Here is a 21,414-nt window from a genome sequence, read left to right as displayed (position 1 = left end):
GCGGTACCGCAGGCGGGTGGCCGGGAAACGGATCGACGCGGAACGGGCCGACGCCGAGCGGACCGCCCAGGCCCGCGGCGAGACGCCCGACCAGGTGCTGGACCGCAACGTCAACGAGGTGCTGCAGGAGATCCGGGTGGCGATCACCGCCGTCCAGGTGCTGTTCGCCTTCCTGCTGACCCTGCCCTTCCAGTCCCGCTTCGCCGACCTGGGCACCTTCGGGACGACGGTCTACGCGATCACGATGACCAGCACCGCCCTGGCCACGGTGGTGCTCATCGCCCCCGTCTCCTTCCACCGGATGCTGTTCCGGCGGCGGCAGAAGGCGGCGATCGTCCAGTTCGCCGACCGGTGCCTGATGGTCGGGCTCACCCTGCTCCTGACCGCCGTCGTCAGCGCGGTGCTGCTGGTGCTGGACGTGGTGCTCGGCCGGTGGCCGGCGGTCGCGGTGTGCACCGCGATCAGCCTCGTCGGGCTGGTCACCTGGTACCTGCTGCCGCTGCGCCGGCGGGAGGAACCGCCCTCCTAGGCTGGCCGGGTGGTGATCACCGGGAGCACACCGTGTCCGTGACCGTGGTGGGGAGCCTCAACGAGGACGTCGTGGTGACCGTCGACCGGCTGCCCGGCCGCGGGGAGACCGTCATCGGCTCGGCAGTCGCGGTCCTGCCCGGGGGCAAGGGCGCCAACCAGGCCGCCGCGGCCGGTCGGCTGGGCACCGGGGTGCACATGGTCGGCCGGGTCGGCGCCGACCCGGCGGCCGGCCGGCAGCTCGCCGCGCTCGCCGACGCACGGGTCAACGTCGGGCGGGTGCAGCGCACGGAGGGCACGCCCACCGGGACGGCGACGATCCCGGTCGAGGCGGACGGCGGGGAGAACCTGATCGTGGTGGTGCCCGGCGCCAACGCCGAGCTGACCCCGGCGGACGTCGACGTGGAGTCGGTGCACCGTGCGGGCGTGCTGCTGCTCCAGCTGGAGACGCCGCTGGACACGGTGCGCGCCGCGGCCGCCGCGACCCGGGGCACCGTCGTGCTGAACCCCGCGCCGTCGCAGCCGCTGCCGGCCGACCTGCTGGCCCGGGTCGACGTCCTGGTGCCCAACGAGCACGAGCTGCGCCAGCTGGCCGACGCGCCCGCCGGCGAGCTCTCCCCCGCCGAGCTCGCGGAGCTGGCCCGCGGCCTGGGTGCGCGGTCGACGGTGGTCACCCTCGGCGCGCGCGGCGCGCTCGTGGTCCCGGCGGACGGGCCGGCGCACGTGCAGGGGCCACCGCCGGTCCGGCCGGTGGACACCACCGGCGCCGGCGACTGCTTCTGCGGCGCACTGAGCAGCGCACTGGACCGGGGCGAGACGCTGGCCGACGCGGTCCGCTACGCGGTCACGGCGGCGGCGCTGTCGACGACCGGCGCGGGCGCGCGCGGTGCGCTGCCGGACGACGACGAGGTGCAGGCCCTGCTCGCCCGGACCCCCGCGGCGACGCCGGTCGGCTGATGGTTGCACCGTGCCGGGCGGGGGCACGGGGGCGGGCATGACCGAGAGCAACGGACGCACCCCGCACCCCGAAGAGCCCGCCGAGGGCGACGCCCCCGCCGACCAGGACGAGAACGGGCGCACGCCGCACCCCGAGCAGCCGGCCGAGGGCAGCGACCCCGCGGCGGGCGTGGACCCGGAGAACCGGGTCACCGGGACCTGACGCCCCCGCCGTTCCGCGCCGGCCCGGTCCGGTCCGGCGGCGGTGCGCGCCGCGTCTGCGGCTCGGACTCCGGCTCGGTCGGCGTCCCCGGCTCGGGCTCCGGCGCGCTCGGCGTCCCCGGCTCGGGCTCCGGCGCGCTCGGCGTCCCGGGCTCGGGCTCCGGCGCAGTCGGCGTCCCGGGCGGTGTCTCCGGCGCCGGTGCACCGGGCCGGGGCGCCGGCCTCCGTGGGGGGCGGCGCGGTGGGGCTGTCGGCGGACGGACCGGGGTACGGCCGGGCTGGATCGGCACGGCGGGACGGTAACCCCGGGGCGGCGTCGCGCCCGGTGGGAACGGTGTGAGGGCAGTGACGTCGACGCGGGCGCACGGCTGGGGTGATACTGATTGTGACGACCATTCCCAGTAGCTGCTCCAGTGAGGACCTCCCGTGCGCCGCCTCGACCTGTATCGCCGTCCCGCGCTCACCGCCCTGGCCGCCACCGCCACGCTGACCCTGGCCGCGTGCGGGGGGTCCACCAGCGCCGGGACGACCACCAGCGAGGCCGATGCGGCGAGCTGCCCGGGCGAGGTGGTCGACGTCGTCGTCTCGGTGAGCCAGTGGGGCGAGATCGTCGAGCAGCTGGGCGGCGACTGCGCGAACGTCACCACCGTGCTCGCCTCCTCGGCCGTCGACCCGCACGACTACGAGCCGACGACCGCGGACATCGCCGCGTTCTCCGACGCCGACCTGGCCGTGCTCAACGGGGCCGACTACGACCACTGGGCGGCCGACGCCGTCGCCACCGCCGGCTCCGACCCCGCCGTCGTCGAGGCGGCCGAGGTGGTCAGCATCGAGGAGGAGGCGCACGCCGAGGGCGAGGAAGAGCACGCCGAGGGCGAGGAGGGGCACGGCCACGGCGGGGTCAACCCGCACCTGTGGTACTCCCCGGAGTACGTCCAGACCGTCGCCGCCGCGGTGACCGAGCAGCTCAGCGAGCTCTCGCCCGACGCCGCCGACCACTTCGCCGAGCGGGCCGAGGCCTGGGAGAGCGACCTGCAGCCCTACCTGGACGAGCTGGAGTCGCTGCGGTCCGCCGCCGCCGGGCGCTCGTACGCCGCCACGGAGAGCGTGTTCCAGTACACCGCCGAGGCGGCCGGCCTGACCGACGCCACCCCCGAGGGCTACCGCGACGCCGCCAGCAACGAGACCGACCCCGCCCCCGGTGACGTCGCCGCCTTCGAGACGGCGCTGACCGACGGCGAGGTCGACGTCCTGGTGTACAACTCTCAGACGGAGGGCAGCGTCCCCGAGCAGCTGCGTGCCGCGGCGGAGGCGGCCGGTGTGCCGGTCGTCGAGGTCACCGAGTCGGCGCCGGACGGGGAGTCGTCCTTCGTGTCCTGGCAGCTCTCCCAGCTGCAGCAGCTGTCGAACGCACTCGGTGGGGGTCAGTGACGGACGTCCCGACGGCCGACCGGCTCGCCGCACAGCCACCGGCGCTCGTCCTCGACGACGTCTCGGTGGTCCGCGGCGGCCGGGTGGTCTGGTCGCAGGGCACGCTCACCGTGCCCACCGGCGCCGTGGTCGGGGTCATCGGCCCCAACGGCGCCGGGAAGACCACGTTGTTCCAGCTCCTCCTCGGCATGCTGCCCCCGGCCAGTGGGCGGGTCGAGGTGCTGGGCCGCACCCCCAGCCGCGGTGACCGCCGGATCGGCTACGTGCCGCAGAACTACACCGCAGCGCTCGGTGAGACGGTGCGCGCCCGCGACCTGGTGATGCTCGGTGTCACCGGCGGCCGCTTCGGGCTGCGCCGCGCCTCGGCCACCGAACGGGCCCGGGTGGACGAGGCGCTGCGCCGGGTCGGCGCGCAGGACTACGCCGACCGCCGGATGTCCGAGCTCTCCGGCGGCCAGCAGCAGCGGGTCGCCATCGCCCAGGCGATCGTCGACGACGCCGAGCTGCTGCTGCTCGACGAGCCGCTGGCCAACCTCGACCTGCGCAACCAGCACGAGGTGGTCCGGCTGCTCGGTGAGCTCACCCGCGAGCGCGGGGTCACGGTGCTGATCGTGGCGCACGACCTCAACCCGCTGCTGCCGGTGCTCACCGACGCCGTCTACCTGCTCGACGGCCACCCGCACCACGACCCCATCGACGCCGTCGTCACCGAGGACCTGCTCACCCACCTGTACGGCACCCCGGTCCGGGTGGTGCGCACCGCGCAGGGCGATCTCTTCACCCGGGGCGGTTGAGCCGTGGTCACCTTCCAGGAGAACTGGCTGCAGGTGCTGCAGACCACGTTCATGCAGCACGCCCTCCTCGGCGGCTCGATGGTCGCGCTGGCCGCGGGCCTGATGGGCTGGTTCGTCGTCACCCGGCAGAACGCCTTCGCCGCCCACGCCCTGGCCCACATCGGTTTCCCGGGCGCGACCGGCGCCATCCTGATCGGCGCACCGGTGACCCTGGGCCTGGCCGTGTTCTGCGTCGGCGGCGGGCTGCTGATCGGCGTCTTCGGCAAGCGGGTGGCCGACCGGGAGGTGGCCACCGGCACGATCCTCGCCTTCGCCACCGGCCTCGGCGTGCTGTTCGCCTCGCTGGCCACGGCCAACGCCAGCGCCACCACCACCGTGCTGTTCGGCAACCTGCTGGCCATCTCCACCGACCAGCTGTGGGTCTTCGGCGGGTTCACCCTGCTCGTGGTCGGCGTGCTCGCGGTCATCGCCCGGCCCCTCGTCTTCGCCTCCGTGGACCCGACCGTGGCCGAGGCGCGGGGGATCCCGGTCCGGGCCCTGGGGGTGGCCTTCGTCGTCCTGCTCGCGCTGACCATCACGATGGCCGTGCAGGTGGTCGGCACGCTGCTGCTGTTCGCGCTCGTGGTGACGCCGGCCGCGGCGGCGCTGCGGATCACCGCCCGGCCCGGGCTGGTGGCCGCGATCGCCGTGGCCATCGCCCTGGGCAGCGTGTGGTTCGGCCTGGTGCTCTCGGCGATGGTCAACCTGCCGCCGAGCTTCTTCGTCACCACGCTCGCCGTGCTCAGCTGGGCGGTCACCCTGCCCTTCTCCCGGGCCCGGGCGCCGCGGGAGACCACCAGCCCGGTGCTGGACGTGTCGGGACTGGTCCCCGACCGGGCCGGGTGACCGACGTCTCCGTGCGCCACCCGTCCGGGGGTGTTCCCACGCCCGTCCGGTGGGGAAGGTGGAGGGCATGCACGACGACGACCGGCAGCCGGACGAGACGACCACCCACGACGACCAGCAGACGCCGCACCAGGCGGTCGTCCGGATGCTGGCCAACCCCCGGCGGACCCGCCGCGCCTGACCGGGGCTCCTCGCGGAGAGTCACAGGAGTCTCACGGTCCCCCGCCGTCGCTGACCGCCCCTCCCGCCCCGGACGTGCTGGTCAGGGGCCTGCCCGCCCCGGCGTGCCGCGAACCGCTCCGTCACGATGTGCTGCACGATCGGACCGTGACCGCCGCAGCCCTCTCCCTCCACGCACCTGAGGACGGCGCCATGCCGGCCCGTCGTTCCCGCGCGGAGCGGCAGGAGATCGTCCTGGACACCGCCGAGCGTCTCTTCTCGGCGCGCAGTTCCCGCAGCGTGGGGATGGACGAGCTGGTCCGGGAGACCGGCCTGGGCAAGATGACGGTCTACCGGCTCTTCAAGAGCAAGGACGACCTGGTCGGCGCCTACCTCTCGCGCAAGGCCGCCACCGTCCTGGCCTCCATCGACGCCGAGCTGGACGAGCACCGGGACGACCCGCGTGCCGCCCTCCTCTCGGTGGTCGACGCCGTCGAGTCCGACGTCACCAGCGTCGGTTTCCGCGGCTGCCCCTTCACCAACGTCAGCAGCGAGTACGACGACCCCCAGCACCCCGCCCGCAGCGCGGCCGCCGACTACAAGTTCGAGCTGCACTCCCGGCTCGAGGGCCTGGCCGACCAGCTGATCCCCGGCGGCGGCGACGACCTCGCCGCGCAGGTCCACCTGATCATCGACGGGATGTACCTCTCCGGCGGCCTGCTCGGTCCCGACGGGCCCGCCTCGCACGGCCGCCGGCTGGCCGAGCAGCTCATCGACGCCGCCGTCGCCGCCTGAACCCGCCGCGCCGCGCCGCGGCGGGGTGGACGGGACAGACTGGTCCCATGACCGACCGCTCGCGTCCGGACCTGGACGACGCCACCGTCGCCGCCCTCGGCAAGCTCTCGGAGTCCCTGGAGACCGTCGAGCAGGCCCGCGGCCTGCTGTACGGCTTCCACCAGCTGACCGGCAAGGCCGACCTCCTCCTGCAGGACGCCGTGGCCGGCCTCCGCGACGCCGGGCACACGAAGCTGGCCGACGACCTCGACCGGGACCTCGTCGGCCGCAACGTGATCGCCGACCGGTGGACCTTCCAGGTCGTCGAGGACTACGACGCGAACTACTGGTCCACGTTCCGCGCCCTCGACCAGCGCGCCCGCGACGAGCTCGCCGACGGTGAGCGGCACGTCTTCGAGGCCCGGATGAAGCAGCGGGAGCGGACCGCCGGCCACCCCCGCCACGAGGCCGGCCCGGTCCTGGACGACTGACCCGCCCGGCTCGCCCGCGGGGCCGGGGCGCACGAGACTCGGCGCATGACCAGCGCACCGCAGGAGCCGCAGGACGACCGGGACGTCGAGCCGCTGGGCGGCGCCGCCTCCCCGACGCGTGGCGACGACGACGCCGACGGCATGGCCGGCCCCGTCTACCCGCCCCCGGAGACCGAGCCCGACGCCCACCGCGGGACCTGACCCGGCGCTGCGCACCCGACGACCACCGCGCCGGCGGGGCGACCCGCCGGCGCGGTGGGGCGTGCCGTCCCCTGGTCGTCGGACCACCTCGGCGTCTCGAGCACCGGCCCCTCCCTCCGCGGCGTGGGGCCGGGCCGGCCGGCGGTGCATGCGGCCCGGGGATCGCGGGCATGGGCGGGGGACCGACGTCCACGCGAGGAGACCGCGATGAGCGAGACCGGCGGCAGCGGCCGCATCCAGCAGGACGTGCCCACGGCGTCCGGGACGGGCGACAACAGCGACCTGGGCACCGGCGCCGAGGACACGGAGGAGACCGGCACCCGCGACGGCGTCCCGCTGACCCGGGACGCCGCGCTGGAACGCGACGCGGACAGCGACGACCTCCAGCCGGAGCGCACCTCCACCGAGCCCTCCCTGGCGCAGCGCGCCGACCCGTCCTGAACCCCTGACCGAGAGGCACCCCATGACCGAACCCACCAGCAGCGGCTACCACGACTCCCCCGCCACCTCCGACCCCGAGGGCGACCTGGTCGACGGCACCCCCGGTCACGACCGCGGGGACGGCGGGGAGAAGGACACCGTCCTGCTCACCGACGACGACGCCCAGCGCGAGGACTCGGTCGCCCGCCCCGGCAACGACTGAGCAAGGACCCGCCCTCCCCGCGCCTGGGCGGGGCCGTAGGGGCTAGATCCAGCCGTGCCGGCGCGCTGCCTCCACGGCGGCGTGCCGGTTCGGTGCCCCGAGCTTCGCCGACGCCGCGGACAGGTGGTTGCGCACCGTCCCCGGCGACAGGTGCGCCCGGACGGCGATCTCCTCCACCGGCGCACCCCCGGCGGCCAGCTCCAGGACGTCGGCCTCGCGCGGGGTCAACGGGCTGTCCCCGGCGCTGATCGCCTCTGCGGCCAGCTCGGGGTCGACGTAGCGCCCGCCCCGGTGCACGGTGCGCACCACGTCGCTGAGCACCGCCGCGCTCACCGTCTTGGGCAGGAAGCCCCGGACGCCGGCCTCCAGCGCCCGCTTGAGGTGCCCCGGCCGGCCGTGACCGGTGACGATGACCAGCCCGCACCCGGGCAGCAGCGTGGCGAGCTCGCCGGCCACGCTGATCCCGTCCCGGTCGGGCATCTGCAGGTCCAGGACGGCGACGTCCGGGGTGTACGCCCGGGCCATCGCGAGCGCCTCGGCGCCGGAGGAGGCCTGGGCGACCACCTCGAGGTCGTCCTCCAGGCCCAACAGCGCGGCGAAGGCGGAGCGGACCAGGTTCTCGTCGTCGGCGAGCAGCAGCCGGATCACGCCGGGACCCCGGTGGGCAGCGTGGCGGTCAGGGTGAACCGGTCGCCGTCCCGGCCGGCCTCCAGCGTCCCGCCGGCGGCGCTCAGCCGCTCGCGCAGGCCGGTGAGCCCGTTGCCCGTGCCCGGCTCGCCGGTGACCCCGTCGTTGCCCACCGTCAAGCGCACCTCCCCGTCCGTCTCGTCCAGCGCGATCGTGCACTCACCGGCCTCGCTGTGCCGCAGCACGTTGGTGACCGCCTCGCGCACCACCCAGCCCAGCGCCGCCTGCACCGGCTCGGGCAACGCGCCGGCGCCGTCCTCGCCGCGCACCGTGACCGTCGCGCCGGCCGCGCGCAGCACCGAGCGTGCGCCGGCCAGCTCGCCGGTGAGGTCGGTGCTGCGGTAGCCCCGGACCACCTCGCGGACCTCCCGCAGCGACTCCTCGGCGATCCGGCTGATGTCGGCGACCTCGTCGGCCGCCTCCGGCCGGGACCGGCGCACGAGCTCCCCGGCCAGCTGGCTCTTCACCGCGATCGCGGAGAGGTTGCGGCCCATGACGTCGTGCAGGTCGCGGGAGAACCGCAGCCGCTCCTCCGCGACCGCGAGCTGCAGCTGCACGCCGCGGGTGCGCTCCATCTCCAGCACCACGTCGAGCACCCACACGGAGAACCGGAAGGCCAGGGCGACGGCGTAGACCGTCAGGCCGAGCACGGCGGCCAGCGCGGCTGACGGACCCAGCGGGGCCCCCTCGACGAGCGCTGCGACACCGCCCAGTGCGCCGATCACCGCGGCCGGGGCCGCGAGCCAACGGGTGGCCCAGACCGTCGAGCAGGCGGTGAGGACCATGCCCAGGGACAGCGCCAGCGACCACGGCGCCCCTTCGGTGTACTCCCCGTCGCCTGCGCACGCCCAGAGCCCCGCCGCTCCGGTGGCCAGGGCGGCGCCGAAGGCGGCCACGACGAGGACCGGCGACACTGCCCGACCGACCCGGTGGGCCTCCAGTCCGCGGGCGGCCAGCACGACGGCGAGGACGGTGGTGACCGCCGTGCCGACGAGGAAGGCGACGACCGCGGCCCGGGAGACCACCTCGGCCACCGAGCCCAGGACGGCGAAGGTGAACAGCGGCAGGCCGGCGCCGATCCAGCCGTAGAAGGACCACCGCGTGTACAGGTCGATCCGCTGGGGCGCCGTCCGGCTGACCCACCAGCGCGAGACGGTCGGCACGGCGGTCATGCTGCCGTACCGGCCGATCCGCGCGGTGCTCACCGGCGCGGGGCTCACCGGCGGGGGGCTCACCGGCGGGGGGGCTCACCGGCGGGGGGCCCACCGGAACCCCCGGGCGGCGGCCACCGTCCCGATCAGCAGCCAGCCGGCCAGCACGGCCAGCGGCAGCGGCGCGGCAGCCCAGGCGCCCGCGGCGTCCACGCGGTCGCCGTCCCAGGTGACGCCGGCCAGCCCGAGCTGCAGCAGTTCGACCACCGGGGTGACCGGCATCAGCCGGGCCACCAGGGCGACCGGCTCGGGGAAGACGCTGAGCGGGGTGAGCAGGCCGGACAGCGCCGAGGTCGCGACGACCAGCGGCAAGGTGGTGACCTGGGCGCTCTCGGCCGACCGGGTGAAGCTCGTGCTCGCCGCCGCGAGCACGGCCATCAGCACGGCACCGCCGAGCAGCGCGACCACCGGCAGCAGGTACTCCACCGGCGCGCTCCACTCCCCCAGCACCACGACGCCGACGACGACCAGGACGATCTGGCCGAGCGCGACCAGCAGGGTCGGGACGGCGGTGCCCAGCAGCACCTCCAGCCCGGTCAGCTCGCCGGTGCGCATGCGCTGCAGCACCAGCTCCTCACGCCGGGCCACGAAGGTGATCACCAGGTTGTAGTAGGTGACGAAGACCAGGGTCACGCCGACGGCGGCGACCAGCAGCTGCGGCCCCAGCGGCAGCTCGCCGTCGATGCCGAGCGCCGGCACCGCGGCCACCAGGAGCAGCGGCAGCAGGCCCGAGTTGACCACGGCGGTCCGGTTGCGCAGGAACAGCCGCAGCTCGCCGCCGGCCAGGGCGGCGACGCGGCGCAGCCGGCTCGGGGCTGTCGAGGTGGGCGGGGCAGGGGCGTGGGTGGTGGTCATGGCGGGGGTCCTCTCGGCTGGATGGGTCACGCGGACGGGGTGCGGGCCTCGGCGGCCACGGCGAGGAAGGCCTGCTCCAGCGAGGCGGCGCGGGCGTCCAGGGCCCGGAGGACGACGTGGTGCGCCGCCGCCCAGGCGAGCAGCTCACCCAGCACCGGCTGCAGCGCGCGGGTGTGCCACTCGACCCGCGGACGCTGCGCGACCACCTGCACCCCGGCCACCTGTGGCAGCGCGGGCGCGTCCTCGTCGAGGGTGAAGCGGATGGTGGCCGGCTGGGTCTCGGCGATCTCCTCCTTCGTGCCCGAGAGCACGATCTGCCCGGCCCGCAGCACGGCCACCCGGTCGGCGAGCTCCTCGGCCTCCTCCAGGTGGTGGGTGGTGAGCACCACGGCGGCACCGTCGGCGACCAGGCCGCGGACCAGCCCCCACACCTGTCGCCGGCTCTCCGGGTCCAGGCCGGTCGTCGGCTCGTCCAGCACCACGACGCGGGGCCGGCCCAGCAGGGCCAGCGCGAGGTCCAGCCGCCGACGCTCGCCGCCGGAGAGGCTGCGCACCCGGACGTCGGCCCGGTGGGCCAGCTGGACCTGCGCCAGCGCCTCGGGCACCGGCCGCGGGTCGGTCAGGGTGCCGGCCCAGATCTGCAGGGTCTCGGCCACGGTGAGGTCGCCGGGCAGGCCGCTGGACTGCAGCAGCACGCCCAGGTGCGGCCGCACCCGGGTCCGCTCGCGCACCGGGTCGGCGCCGAGCACCCGCACGGTGCCGCCGCCGGCCGGCGCGAGCCCCTCGAGCACCTCCAGCGCCGAGGTCTTGCCGGCCCCGTTGACGCCGAGCAGGGCGAAGACCTCACCCGGCTGGACCTCGAAGGAGATGCCCCGCACCGCCTCGAAGTCGCCGTAGCTGCGCCGCAGGTCGCGGACCTCGATCGCCGGAGCGGCCTCGACGGTCGCGGATGGGAGCACGGACGGGGCGCTGGGGTGCACGGTCGACCTCCTCGGTGCGCCGCCGGCCGCCGTCGGGCCGGTCTGTCGGACGCACCCTCACGGTGCCGCCGGTCAACGGCCGGCACAGGTGCCTGGGTGCACGACTTCTCCCCGCGGGTGCACGGACGGGCGGTGACAGGTGTCAGGGGTCGGCGGTGCGCGCGCCTACCCTGGGCCGGTGCTCCCGCTGCTCGTCCCCGCGCCGGTGGTGCTGCCGGAGGCGGGGTGGACGGCCCGGGCCGCGGCCCACCAGCGGCGGATGGACGTCTGGCTGGACCCCCACCAGCAGCGGCGCCGCACCGGTGTCGCCCACCCGGTGCTGGACTTCCTCTTCACCTACTACTCCGAGACGCCGGGCCGGTTGCGCCGGTGGCACCCCGGGGTCGGCGTCGTCCTGACCGGTGCAGCCGCCACGGAGCGGGCGAGCTGGCCGTTCCACGCCGAGGTCGAGGTCCGGGACGCCGCGGGCGAGCGGGTGCGCGGGGTCGGGCTGGACGTGCCGGCGTTCCTGGCCAAGCGGCGGACGTCGGTCGGCTGGATCGAGGGGCTGCTCCGCGGCACCGCCGGCCGCCCGGGCCAGTTCGGCTGCTTCGGGATGCACGAGTGGGCGATGCTCTACCGCCCCGAGGACGGCGAGGTGCGCCACCCGCTGCCGCTGCGGCTGGGGCAAGCCGGCACCGACGCCGTCGTCGAGTCCCACCGGGTGCAGTGCAGCCACATCGACGCGTTCCGGTTCTTCACCCGCGCCGCCGAGCCGCGCAACACCCTCCGGCCCACCCGGGACACCCAGCAGCAGCTGGAGCAGCCGGGCTGCCTGCACGCCACGATGGACCTCTACAAGTGGGCCTACAAGCTCAGCCCGGCGGTGCCCGGGGAGCTGCTGGCCGACTGCTTCGCCCTCGCCGCCGACGTCCGCGAGCTGGACATGCGCGCCTCGCCCTACGACCTGACCGGCCACGGGTACGCCCCGGTGGCGGTGGAGACGCCGGAGGGCAAGGCCGAGTACGGCGCCGCCCAGCGCGCGTTCGCCGACCGCGGGGCGGTGCTGCGGGATCGGCTGCTGGCGGTGTGCCGGGAGCTGCTGGCGCCGGCCTGACGTCGTACGGTCGAGGGCGTGACCTCCACCCGCACCGACCGCTGGCTGCACCTGGACGGGACGACGAACACCCGTGACCTGGGCGGGCTGCCCACCACTGACGGCGGGACGACGCAGTTCGGGCGGGTCCTGCGCAGCGACAACCTGCAGACCCTCAGCGAGGCCGACGTCGCCGCGCTGGTGGAGGAGGTGGGGCTGACCGAGGTCGTCGACCTGCGGACCACCGCCGAGATCCTGCTGGAGGGCCGCAGCCCGCTGCGGGACGTCGACGCGGTCACGCACCGGCACTTCACCCTGCTGCCGGAGCGGGGCCGGCGCACCGACGTCTTCGCCGCGGAGGAGACCGACGAGGAGATCTGGGCTCAGCTGCCGGCCGACTGGGCGGAGTCGGTGCTCCCCCGCCAGGTCGCCCCCGGGGACGAGGGGGAGCCGCCCGCCGTCCGCTCCTACCTCGGCTACCTGACCGACGGCACGGACAACGTGCTCGCTGCGCTCCGCTCGCTGGCCGCCGGTGGCCGGGGCGCGGCGGTGGTGCACTGCGCCGCGGGCAAGGACCGCACCGGCGTGATCTGTGCGCTGGCGCTCGCGGTGGCCGACGTGACCCCGGAGGCGATCATCGCCGACTACGCGCAGACCGCCGAGGTCATCGACGCGCTCGTCGCCAAGCTGGCCAGCAGCCCCACCTACGCCGAGGACATGACCCGGCGCGACGTCGCCAGCCACACCCCGCGGGCGGAGTCGATGCGGCGGGTGCTGGAGCTGCTCGACGAGCGCTGGGGTGGCCCGGTCGGCTGGCTGGAGCAGCACGGCTTCGGCGCCGACGAGCAGGCCGCCCTGAGGTCCCGCCTCCGCAACTGAGCCTGGCTCAGCCGGCGGGTGCGCCCGCGCGGCTGCGTGCCTTGCGCCGGTACATGGACTCATCGGCCGCACGGAGCAGGTCGTCCGGCAGGCCTCCACCGGCGGACCCGACGTGCACGGCGACGCCGACGCTCGCGGTCACCGGGACGTCGCGCCCGTCGAGGCGGAAGGGCGTTGCGAAGCACTCGGTGACCCGCTGGGCCAGCTGGTCGGCGTCGGCACGGTCCGCGACGTCCGGGAGGATCAGGGCGAACTCGTCGCCGCTGAGCCGGCCGACCGTGTCCCCTGGCCGGACGGCGCCCTGCAACCGCTCGGCGACCTGGCGCAACAGCTCGTCCCCCGCGGCGTGGCCGAGCGTGTCGTTGACCTGCTTGAAGCGGTCCAGGTCGCAGAAGAGCACGGCCAACGTCGCCGTCGAGCCGGCCCGGGTGAGCTCGTCGCCCAGCCGTCGCGAGAAGAGCGAGCGGTTGGGCAGCCCGGTGAGCGGGTCGTGGTGCGCCTGGTGGTGCACGGCCTCGAGCAGCTGCGCCTTCTGCAGCGCGGTCGCCGCCTGGTCACCCACACCGCGCAGCCGGGCGACCAGGTCCCCGTCCAGGCGGGGCGTCGTGGCGCCGTCGTCCCAGCTGGCCGTCGCCACGCCCAGGAAGGTGCTCCCGGCGATCAGCGGGACGGCGACGGCATCCGACAACTGCAGCACCTCGAAGACCTGCTGCATCGCGGGGCTGGCGTGCTCGCCGGTGATGACCAGTGGCGTCCGGTCGGCGACGATCCCGCTCACCTCGGGCAGGAGACCGGCGTCCAACGGCGTGCTGAGGAACAGGTCGCGGCGTGCGTCGTCCATGCCGACGGCGGCGCAGGCGCGGAGGCACTGCGTGGCGGCGTCCCAGGTCATCACCGAGGCACTGGTGCAGCCGATGACCCGCGGCAGGGCCGCGGCGACGACCTCGCACACCTGCACCGCGCTCTCCGCCGCGGCCAGTTCGTGCGCCAATCCGAGCAGGGTCGCTGCCCGGCGGGCCTGCAGCCGCGACTCCTCCAGCGCCGACAGCAGGTCCAGTGCCGCCGCGGCGTGGCCCGCGTAGGCGGCGAGCAGGGCGCGCTCCCCGTGCAGCCCCCCGTGGCCGGGCCGGTGCAGGGCGGCGAGACAGCCGTGCGACCGGCGCGCGGAGGCCACGTCGACGACCACTGCGCCCGGGCCGATGTCCTCCCCGGCGAGCAGCCGCTCGCCGAGCGCCTGCGCCTGGTCGGCCGGCAGCCCGGAGCTGTAGACGTGCGCCGGTCCCCCGTCCCGATCGCGGAGGGCGAGGACGTAGGCCGGCGCGAGGACGGCCTCGGCGGCGCGCGTGACGATCCGGTGGAGGACCGTGTGCAGGTCCTGACTGCCGACCAGCTCGGCAGCCGCGGACTGCAGGTTGCTCAGCTGGCCGCGCAGCGCGGTGAGCTCCAGCTCGGTGGCGCCGTTGCGGTGGCGCCGGATCCGGCGTCGGGAGCGGTCCCAGCGCAGGTGGTAGACGCAGGCCGGGTACCCGTCGGCCTCGCACTCGTCGTGCACCAGCCGGGCGGCGGGGAGACCGAAGACGGTGGGCACCACGGTCAGCAGGCCCTGGGCGTACTGGCAGTCCAGCCGCGAGTGCACGTACCCGTCGTGCAGTCGATAGCTCAACGTGGCGTGGCCGGCCCTCGACTCCAGCACTCGCATGGTCGAGGTGGTGGTGAACTTGGGGACCGCCGTCGGCAACCGCCGGTAGACCTGCAGCGGGGAGCCCATGGCGCGGAGCAGGAGGACGACGGACGGCGGCAGGCCGGAGACCAGCGCGTTCGCGCCGACGTGGAACAGGGCGAACGGGTCACCGAGCACCGTCGTGGCCGCGTCGAAGAGGCGGATCCGGACGTCGTACCCGACCCAGCGGGCGGGGTCCGTCAGCTCTGCCGGCGACGCCGCGACGCCCGCTCTGCACAGCGTCTCCGTCACCGCGTCCTCGCCGCCCTGCGCTCGCACGTAGGTCAGGAGGGCACTCATCGTGGCCGGCGACGTCTCTCTCGCCGACGAAGGCCCGGCCTGCCCCGGCCCGTCCCCCGGCGCGGTCCCCGACGTGGTCATGCGGTCTGCATCGGCGACCGGACGCCTGCCCTGTTGCGCTCTCCCGCCGAGATCACCCACCCGGGGTGGGCCCACGACGCAGAGGACCCCGGCTCCCATGGGGAGTCCGGGGTCACGGTGCGTGCCTGCGTCCGCCGTCGTCGTCGACGGCGGGGGGTGGTTCAGCGCAGGACGTTGGTGAACTGGCTGCTGTTGGCCAGGGTCAGCAGCTCGTCGCGCATCGCGGGGCTGCTGGTGCGGGCGACGGCGGCATCCACTGCCCGCCGCGTACGCGACGCCTGCCGACGCTGACGCCAGCTGGAGGTCACGCTGCTCATGTCACTGCCTTCTTCCGGTAGTCCTGAGTGGGTGTTACGCCTGGATTAAACCAGGCGCAGCGGCTGATATTCCAACGGATCCAAGGTCGTGTCGCTGAAGCTTCCGACGGATTCCTCACTCGGAGGGGGTGCTGGCCATGGATCCGTCACCTCCGCGTCACTTGTCCAGCACCTACGCAGTGCAGTCGGTCACGTCTGGAGGGTGATCGGTGTGCGCGGAGACGCCGACGCCCCGCCGGTCACGTTCGACCGACGGGGCGCGGGTGTCCTCCTCCCCCGGCTCAGGCTCGAGCCGAGGGGTCTCCTTCAGCCGGCGGCGAGCACCTCGCGCGCGGCCGCGCGGGCGGACTGGGGGTCGGCCGCGGCGAGCGCGACCTCCGCAGCGCGCTGGCAGGTGGCCAGGTCCACCGTCGCCAGCCGCGCCCCCACCCCGGCCACCGACGAGGCGGCGCAGGACAGCGAGGAGATGCCCATGCCCACCAGCACGCAGGCGAGCAGCGGGTCGGCGGCCGCCTCGCCACACACCCCCACCGGCTTCCCGGCCCGCTGCCCGGCCGCCGCCGTCGCAGCCACCAGCGCCAGCAGCGCGGGCTGCCACGGGTCGGTCAGGTCGGCCAGGTCGGCGGAGAGCCGGTCGGCGGCGAGCGTGTACTGCGACAGGTCGTTGGTGCCGATCGACAGGAAGTCCAGGTGCTCCAGGAACCGGTCGGCGAGCACGGCGACCGACGGCACCTCGACCATGACGCCCGGCACCATGCCCCGCTCCCGCACCTGGGCGGCGAACTCCGCGGCCTCGGCGACGGTGGCCACCATGGGGGCCATCACCCACGGCGCGGCACCGGTGCTGCGGGCGGCCTGGGCGACGGCGTCCAGCTGGTGGGTCAGCAGGCCGGGGTCGCGACGGGCGGTGCGCAGCCCCCGGACGCCGAGGGCCGGGTTCGCCTCGTCCGGCGGGGTGGCGAAGGGCAGCGGCTTGTCCGAGCCCGCGTCCAGCGTCCGGAGCACGACCTTGCCACCGGGGAAGGCCGCGAAGACACCGGCGTAGATCTCGGCCTGCTCCTCGACGGTGGGCTCCTCGGTGCGGCCGAAGAAGGCGAGCTCGGTGCGGAGCAGGCCGACCCCCTCGGCGTGCGCCGCCGCGGCGCCCCGCGCCCCGGCGCCGTCCTGCACGTTGGCCAGCACCTGGACGCGGTGGCCGTCGCGGGTCGTGCCGGGCCCGCGGTACCCGGCGAGCGCCGCGGCGGCCTCCTGCGCGGCGGCCACCCGGGCGCGGGCCTCCTCCGGGTCGGGGTCGACGGTGACGGTGCCCTGCTCGCCGTCGACGAGCACCATCGCGCCCTCGGGGACCTCGGAGAGCCCGCCGACGCCCACCACGCAGGGCAGGCCGAGCTGGCGGGCGATGATCGCGGTGTGGCTCGTCGCCCCGCCGAGCCGGGTGGCCAGCGCGACGATCCGAGTCGGGTCCAGGCCGGCGGTGTCGGCCGGCGCCAGGTCGTCGGCGAGCAGCACCGAGGGGGTCTCGGGCGCGGGCACGCCCGGCTCCCCCTGGCCGGTGAGCTCGGCGACGATCCGGTCCCGGACGTCGCGCACGTCGGTGGCCCGCTCGGCCATGACGCCGCCCAGGCTGACGAAGAGGTCGACGAACTGCGCGGCGGCGCCCACCGTGGCGGCCTCGGCCGAGGAGCCGTCGCCGATGCGCTGCTCCACGGCCGACAGCAGGCCCCGGTCGCGGGCCAGCTGGGCCGTCGTGTTGAGCACCTCGGCGCTCACCCCGGTCGCCGCTGCCGCCCGGGCGGCCAGCCGCTCGGCGACCGCGTCGGCGGCCGTGGTGAACCGTTCCTTCTCGGCGGCGCGCTGCGCCTCCGGGACGACCGGACCGTCGGCAGGGGGGAGTTCGACGGACCCGACCGGGCGCACCACCGGGCCGGCGGCCACGCCGGGGACCACCGGCGTGCCGGTGAAGACGGTCGCCTCCGTCAGGACGTCCGGGGGGATCCGGGTGCCGGTCGGCGTGCTGGACATCGGGGCCTCACTGTCTGCTCGGAACGGGCGGGGTGCGCCCGGCCGGACGAGCTCCGTCGCGGGTGACTGGGGACGACGCAACGACGATGATGCATCTGGTGACCAGAGTCACCAGCTCCCCTTGACTTGTCAACTGATCCCACGTAGAACAACATGGAACCAAAGCAATATCAACACGTTCGGGCATTCGCCCGATGTGGCGATACAGCATGACCCGGGGGTGAGCATGTACGCAGAGGAGCGTCAGCAGGCGATCGCCGGCCTGGTCACGCAGCGGGGCCGGGTCGCCGTCACCGCGGTCGCCGAGCACTTCGGCGTGACCACCGAGACGGTCCGCCGCGACCTCGCCGTCCTCGAGCGGGCCGGGATGCTGCGCCGGGTGCACGGCGGCGCCGTCCCCCTCGGCACGCTGACCGTGGTGGAGCCCGCGCTCGGGGAGCGCCGCGGCACGCGGATCGAGGCCAAGCGCCGCATCGCCACCGCGGCGCTCGCCCTCCTGCCGCCCGCCAACGGCAGCCTGATCCTGGACGGCGGCAGCTCCACCGCGGCCCTGGCCGAGCTGCTGCCCGGCGACCGGCCCCTGGTCACCGCCACCAACTCGGTGCCGATCGCGGCCCGGCTCTCCGGCTCGCCCGGCATCGCGCTGCACGTGCTCGGCGGGCGGGTCCGCGGGATCACCCAGTCCGCCGTCGGGGAGTCCACCGTCGCCGCGCTCACCGACCTGCGGGCCGACGTCGTCTTCCTGGGCACCAACGGGATCAGCGCGGGGTACGGCTTCACCACCCCCGACGAGGCCGAGGCCGCGGTCAAGCGGGCGATGACCCGCGCCGGCCAGCGGGTCGTGGTGCTCGGCGACAGCAGCAAGCTCGGCCGCGAGCACCTGGTGCGCTTCGCGGCCATCGAGGACGTCGACGTCCTGGTCACCGACGACGAGGCCGACCCGGCCGTCGTCGCCGAGCTCGAGTCGCAGGGGATCGAGGTGCTCGTCGCATGAGGACGGACTCCGCACCGGGCGGGCGGGTGGTCACGCTGACCGCCAACCCGAGCCTGGACCGGACGCTGGACCTGCCCGGTCCGCTGGACCGCGGCGCGGTGACCCGGCTGGGCGGCAGCCACACCGAACCCGGCGGCAAGGGGGTCAACGTCTCCCGCGCCGTGGCGGCGGCGGGCGCTGCGGTCGTCTCGGTCCTCCCCGCGGCCGACGACGACCCGATGGTGTCGGCCCTGCACGAGCTGGGCCTGACCCTGGCCAGCGTGCCCATCGACACCCCGGTGCGCACCAACTACACGCTCACCGAGCCCGACGGGACGACGACCAAGCTCAACGAGCCCGGCCCCCGGCTGGACGAGCCGGCGCTGGCCGCCCTGCAGCGCGCGCTGCTGGAGCACGCCGCCACCGCCAGCTGGGTCGTGCTGTCCGGCTCGCTGCCCCCGGGGGCGCCGCGCGACTGGTACGCCACGCTCGTCCGCGCACTCCGCCGCACCGGCGCACGCATCGCCGTCGACACCTCCGAGGCACCGCTGCTGGCGCTGCTGGCCGCCGGCCCGGAGTCGGCCCCCGACCTGCTCAAGCCCAACACCGAGGAGCTGGCCCAGCTGGCCGGCGTGCCCGAGGAGGCCGTGACCGCCGACCCCGAGGCGGCGCTGGCCGCGGTCGCCACCCTCCACCAGCGGGGCGTGGCCGAGGTGCTGCTCACCCTCGGCGCCGACGGGGCCGTCCTGTCCACCGCCGACGGGCAGGTCTGGTCGGCCCGCCCGCCGCGGGTCACCGTCCGCAGCACGGTCGGCGCCGGCGACTGCAGCCTGGCCGGGTACCTGCTGGCCGACCTCGCCGGCGCGGCGCCGGCCGACCGGCTCCGCTCGGCGGTGGCCTACGGAGCCGCCAGCGCCGCCCTGCCCGGCTCCGCCGTGCCCACGCCCGCGCAGGTGGACCCCGCCGGCGTCACCGTCACCGCCGGCCTGCCCGGCCACCCGACTCCCGCCGCGGCCGTCCCGGCCACCGGCGCCCCCTGAAGAACACCGGGAGACCGCTCATGTCCGCACTCATCACGACCGAACTGGTGGCGCTCGACGCCGACCTCGGTCAGGACAAGGACGCCGTCGTCCGCCGGCTGGCCGGCCTGGTCGCCGCCAGCGGCCGCGCCACCGGCGCCGACGACCTGCACGCCGACGCGATGGCCCGCGAGGCGAAGGCCGCCACCGGCCTGCCCGGTGGCATCGCCATCCCGCACTGCCGCTCCGCCGCGGTGACCCAGGCGTCGCTGGCCTTCGCCCGCCTGGACCCGAAGGTCGACTTCGGCGCGCCCGACGGCCCGGCCGACCTCGCCTTCCTCATCGCGGCTCCCGAGCACGGCGACGCCGACCACCTGACCCTGCTCACCGCACTGGCCCGCGCGCTCGTGCGCCCGGAGTTCGTCGCCTCGCTGCGGGCCGCCGGCTCCGCCGAGGAGGTCGTCGGCCTGGTGCAGGACGTCGTCTCCCCGCCGGAGGCGCCCGCCGCCCCGGCCCCGCAGGCGACGGGCGGCGCGACCGCCACGACCGCCGCGGCGGAGCCCGCCCCCGCGGCGGCCACCCCGGCCACGGCTCCCCCGGCGGCGGGGCGCAGCGTCGTCGCGGTCAGCGCCTGCCCGACCGGGATCGCGCACACCTACATGGCCGCCGACAAGCTCACCGCCGCGGCGAAGGAGATGGGCGTCGAGCTGCACGTGGAGACCCAGGGCTCCTCGGGCTCGACCCCGCTGGACCCGTCGGTGATCAGCCAGGCCGCCGCCGTCATCTTCGCCGTCGACGTCGGCGTCAAGGACCGGGAGCGCTTCGCCGGCAAGCCGCTGGTGCAGTCCGGGACGAAGCGGGCGATGAACGAGCCCGAGGTGATGATCCGCGAGGCGCTCGCCGCCGCCGACGACCCGAACGCCCGCCGGGTGCCGGGCAGCGCCGAGTCCGGGGCGGCGGCCGCCACCGGCAGCAGCGACCGGCCCAGCACCGGCGCCGAGATCCGCCGCTGGCTGCTCACCGGCGTCAGCTACATGATCCCGTTCGTCGCCGCGGGCGGGCTGCTGATCGCGCTGGGCTTCCTCTTCGGCGGCTACCAGATCGTCAACGCCGACCCGGCAACCGACGGCGCGCAGAGCTACGCGCTGAACTGGGCGCTGAACAACAACTTCTTCGACCTCCCGACCGCCGAACCGCTCGAGGGGCTCAACGACGGGTTCTGGGGCTACCTGGGCGCCCTGTGCACCGTGCTCGGCCAGGCCGCCTTCGGGTTCCTCGTCCCCGCCCTCGCCGGGTACATCGCCTACGCGATCGCCGACCGGCCCGGCATCGTGCCCGGCTTCGTCGTCGGTGCGGTCTCGCTCACCGTCGGCGCCGGCTTCCTCGGCGGCCTGGTGGGCGGCATCATCGCCGGCTTCGCCGCGCTGTGGATCAGCCGCTGGAAGCTGCCGGCCTTCGCCCGCGGCCTGCAGCCGGTCGTGATCATCCCGCTGCTGGCCACGTTCATCTCCAGCGGGCTGATGGTGGTCGTGCTGGGCCAGCCGCTGGCCGCCGCCCTCGAAGGGCTCGGCGACTTCCTCAACGGGCTGACCGGCGCGGCGACCATCCTGCTCGGGATCATCCTCGGCCTGATGATGTGCTTCGACCTCGGTGGCCCGGTGAACAAGGCCGCCTACGTCTTCGCCACCACCGGGCTGACCGCGGCCATCGCCGGCGAGGGTGGCCAGCAGCAGCTGGTCATCATGGCCACCGTGATGGCGGCCGGCATGGTCCCGCCGCTGGCCATGGCCCTGTCCAGCACGGTGCTGCGGCCGCGGCTCTACACCCCGGCCGAGCGGGACAACGGCAAGGCCGCCTGGCTCCTGGGCGCCTCCTTCATCTCCGAGGGCGCCATCCCGTTCGCCGCGGTCGACCCGCTGCGGGTGATCCCGTCGATGATGCTCGGTGGCGCGACCACCGGTGCGATCGTCGCCGGCCTCGGCCTGGAGCTGCAGGCGCCGCACGGCGGGTTCTTCGTCTGGTTCGCGATGAGCAACTGGGCGCTGTTCTTCCTCGCCGTCCTCGTCGGCGCCGTCGTCGGCGGCGTCGCGGTCACCCTCGCCAAGAGCGTCGGCGGGACCAAGCGGGGAGAGCCGCTGGCCAGCGACCTCACCGCTGACCTCGACGGGGACTCCGGCACGGGCACCTCCCCGGCGCGCCCGGCCGTCGCCGGCCCGGCACACTGACCCCCA

The 21,414-nt window shown here is 75.5% G+C and carries 23 protein-coding genes; 16 read left to right on the top strand and 7 right to left on the bottom strand.

Features of this window, described 5'->3' with window-relative positions; translation table 11 throughout:
* Positions 1 to 16 precede the first annotated feature (16 nt).
* The 11 genes from FB380_RS08525 to FB380_RS08475 all read left to right on the top strand — a co-directional run bounded on the left by FB380_RS08525 (position 17) and on the right by FB380_RS08475 (position 7,064).
* The gene (locus FB380_RS08525) at positions 17 to 529 is read left to right on the top strand and encodes a DUF6328 family protein (RefSeq protein ID WP_229681824.1); all 513 of its coding nucleotides are present in this window, start codon (positions 17 to 19) and stop codon (positions 527 to 529) included.
* 32 nt (positions 530 to 561) lie between these two features.
* Positions 562 to 1,485 carry a ribokinase gene (locus tag FB380_RS08520; protein ID WP_166754696.1) on the top strand — a complete coding sequence of 308 codons (924 nt, stop codon included), beginning with the start codon at positions 562 to 564 and terminating at the stop codon, positions 1,483 to 1,485.
* Between the two features lie 37 nt (positions 1,486 to 1,522).
* Positions 1,523 to 1,687 (top strand): hypothetical protein, encoded by a 165-nt coding sequence (locus FB380_RS08515; protein ID WP_166754695.1) that lies wholly within the window; start codon positions 1,523 to 1,525, stop codon positions 1,685 to 1,687.
* A 425-nt stretch (positions 1,688 to 2,112) separates the two neighbouring features.
* Entirely contained in the window at positions 2,113 to 3,117 is a 1,005-nt protein-coding gene (locus tag FB380_RS08510) for a metal ABC transporter solute-binding protein, Zn/Mn family (protein WP_208382800.1), read from the top strand.
* Positions 3,114 to 3,911, top strand: coding sequence for a metal ABC transporter ATP-binding protein (locus FB380_RS08505; protein ID WP_166754694.1), 798 nt, complete (start codon positions 3,114 to 3,116; stop codon positions 3,909 to 3,911). Before FB380_RS08510 ends, FB380_RS08505 begins: the two co-directional genes overlap by 4 nt.
* Before the next feature lie 3 nt (positions 3,912 to 3,914).
* Positions 3,915 to 4,796 (top strand): metal ABC transporter permease, encoded by an 882-nt coding sequence (locus tag FB380_RS08500; protein WP_229681823.1) that lies wholly within the window; start codon positions 3,915 to 3,917, stop codon positions 4,794 to 4,796.
* 327 nt (positions 4,797 to 5,123) lie between these two features.
* Positions 5,124 to 5,750 (top strand): TetR/AcrR family transcriptional regulator, encoded by a 627-nt coding sequence (locus FB380_RS08495; RefSeq protein ID WP_166754693.1) that lies wholly within the window; start codon positions 5,124 to 5,126, stop codon positions 5,748 to 5,750.
* 47 nt (positions 5,751 to 5,797) lie between these two features.
* Complete coding sequence (locus FB380_RS08490; protein ID WP_166754692.1) at positions 5,798 to 6,220, top strand: hypothetical protein; 423 nt, start codon at positions 5,798 to 5,800, stop codon at positions 6,218 to 6,220.
* A 45-nt stretch (positions 6,221 to 6,265) separates the two neighbouring features.
* The gene (locus tag FB380_RS08485) at positions 6,266 to 6,421 is read left to right on the top strand and encodes a hypothetical protein (RefSeq protein ID WP_166754691.1); all 156 of its coding nucleotides are present in this window, start codon (positions 6,266 to 6,268) and stop codon (positions 6,419 to 6,421) included.
* A 207-nt stretch (positions 6,422 to 6,628) separates the two neighbouring features.
* Positions 6,629 to 6,862 (top strand): hypothetical protein, encoded by a 234-nt coding sequence (locus tag FB380_RS08480; protein ID WP_166753291.1) that lies wholly within the window; start codon positions 6,629 to 6,631, stop codon positions 6,860 to 6,862.
* Positions 6,863 to 6,884: 22 nt separating this feature from the next.
* Positions 6,885 to 7,064 (top strand): hypothetical protein, encoded by a 180-nt coding sequence (locus FB380_RS08475; protein WP_166754690.1) that lies wholly within the window; start codon positions 6,885 to 6,887, stop codon positions 7,062 to 7,064.
* Between the two features lie 42 nt (positions 7,065 to 7,106).
* Here FB380_RS08475 and FB380_RS08470 read toward each other — a convergent pair whose 3' ends face one another.
* The 4 genes from FB380_RS08470 to FB380_RS08455 are packed head-to-tail and all read right to left on the bottom strand — an operon-like array spanning position 7,107 to position 10,797.
* Positions 7,107 to 7,712 (bottom strand): response regulator transcription factor, encoded by a 606-nt coding sequence (locus FB380_RS08470; protein ID WP_166754689.1) that lies wholly within the window; start codon positions 7,710 to 7,712, stop codon positions 7,107 to 7,109.
* The gene (locus FB380_RS25925) at positions 7,709 to 8,956 is read right to left on the bottom strand and encodes a sensor histidine kinase (RefSeq protein WP_166754688.1); all 1,248 of its coding nucleotides are present in this window, start codon (positions 8,954 to 8,956) and stop codon (positions 7,709 to 7,711) included. The genes FB380_RS08470 and FB380_RS25925 overlap by 4 nt, the downstream gene beginning before the upstream one ends.
* A 42-nt stretch (positions 8,957 to 8,998) precedes the next feature.
* Entirely contained in the window at positions 8,999 to 9,817 is an 819-nt protein-coding gene (locus tag FB380_RS08460) for an ABC transporter permease (protein WP_166754687.1), read from the bottom strand.
* 26 nt (positions 9,818 to 9,843) lie between these two features.
* Positions 9,844 to 10,797, bottom strand: coding sequence for an ABC transporter ATP-binding protein (locus FB380_RS08455; RefSeq protein WP_229681822.1), 954 nt, complete (start codon positions 10,795 to 10,797; stop codon positions 9,844 to 9,846).
* A gap of 178 nt (positions 10,798 to 10,975) precedes the next feature.
* On the opposite strand from FB380_RS08455, the gene FB380_RS08450 reads away from it, so the two are divergent.
* Both FB380_RS08450 and FB380_RS08445 read left to right on the top strand, forming a co-directional pair.
* Positions 10,976 to 11,893, top strand: a complete 918-nt coding sequence (locus FB380_RS08450; RefSeq protein ID WP_229681821.1) for a 3-methyladenine DNA glycosylase — start codon at positions 10,976 to 10,978, stop codon at positions 11,891 to 11,893.
* Between the two features lie 18 nt (positions 11,894 to 11,911).
* On the top strand, positions 11,912 to 12,751 hold the full coding sequence (locus tag FB380_RS08445; RefSeq protein ID WP_166754686.1) for a tyrosine-protein phosphatase: 840 nt from the start codon (positions 11,912 to 11,914) through the stop codon (positions 12,749 to 12,751).
* 7 nt (positions 12,752 to 12,758) lie between these two features.
* On the opposite strand, the gene FB380_RS08440 is transcribed toward FB380_RS08445, so the two are convergent.
* The 3 genes from FB380_RS08440 to FB380_RS08430 form a co-directional block, all read right to left on the bottom strand.
* Positions 12,759 to 14,771: a GGDEF domain-containing protein gene (locus FB380_RS08440; protein WP_229681820.1), complete on the bottom strand. Its 2,013-nt coding sequence runs from the start codon at positions 14,769 to 14,771 to the stop codon at positions 12,759 to 12,761.
* A gap of 242 nt (positions 14,772 to 15,013) precedes the next feature.
* Positions 15,014 to 15,169, bottom strand: a complete 156-nt coding sequence (locus FB380_RS08435; RefSeq protein ID WP_166754684.1) for a hypothetical protein — start codon at positions 15,167 to 15,169, stop codon at positions 15,014 to 15,016.
* A 306-nt stretch (positions 15,170 to 15,475) separates the two neighbouring features.
* The gene (locus FB380_RS08430; protein ID WP_166754683.1) at positions 15,476 to 17,191 is read right to left on the bottom strand and encodes a putative PEP-binding protein; all 1,716 of its coding nucleotides are present in this window, start codon (positions 17,189 to 17,191) and stop codon (positions 15,476 to 15,478) included.
* A gap of 226 nt (positions 17,192 to 17,417) precedes the next feature.
* On the opposite strand from FB380_RS08430, the gene FB380_RS08425 reads away from it, so the two are divergent.
* The 3 genes from FB380_RS08425 to FB380_RS08415 are packed head-to-tail and all read left to right on the top strand — an operon-like array spanning position 17,418 to position 21,408.
* Positions 17,418 to 18,185: a DeoR/GlpR family DNA-binding transcription regulator gene (locus FB380_RS08425; protein WP_166756149.1), complete on the top strand. Its 768-nt coding sequence runs from the start codon at positions 17,418 to 17,420 to the stop codon at positions 18,183 to 18,185.
* Positions 18,182 to 19,204 carry a 1-phosphofructokinase family hexose kinase gene (locus tag FB380_RS08420; RefSeq protein ID WP_166754682.1) on the top strand — a complete coding sequence of 341 codons (1,023 nt, stop codon included), beginning with the start codon at positions 18,182 to 18,184 and terminating at the stop codon, positions 19,202 to 19,204. Before FB380_RS08425 ends, FB380_RS08420 begins: the two co-directional genes overlap by 4 nt.
* A 20-nt stretch (positions 19,205 to 19,224) precedes the next feature.
* The gene (locus FB380_RS08415; protein ID WP_166754681.1) at positions 19,225 to 21,408 is read left to right on the top strand and encodes a PTS fructose transporter subunit IIABC; all 2,184 of its coding nucleotides are present in this window, start codon (positions 19,225 to 19,227) and stop codon (positions 21,406 to 21,408) included.
* Positions 21,409 to 21,414: the final 6 nt, after the last annotated feature.

The sequence above is a fragment of the Modestobacter marinus genome, from assembly GCF_011758655.1.
In the GTDB taxonomy this organism is placed as follows: Bacteria; Actinomycetota; Actinomycetes; order Mycobacteriales; family Geodermatophilaceae; genus Modestobacter; species Modestobacter marinus.
The sequence above is the reverse complement of the archived record's forward strand: the minus strand, read 5'-3'. Positions and strand labels throughout refer to the sequence as shown.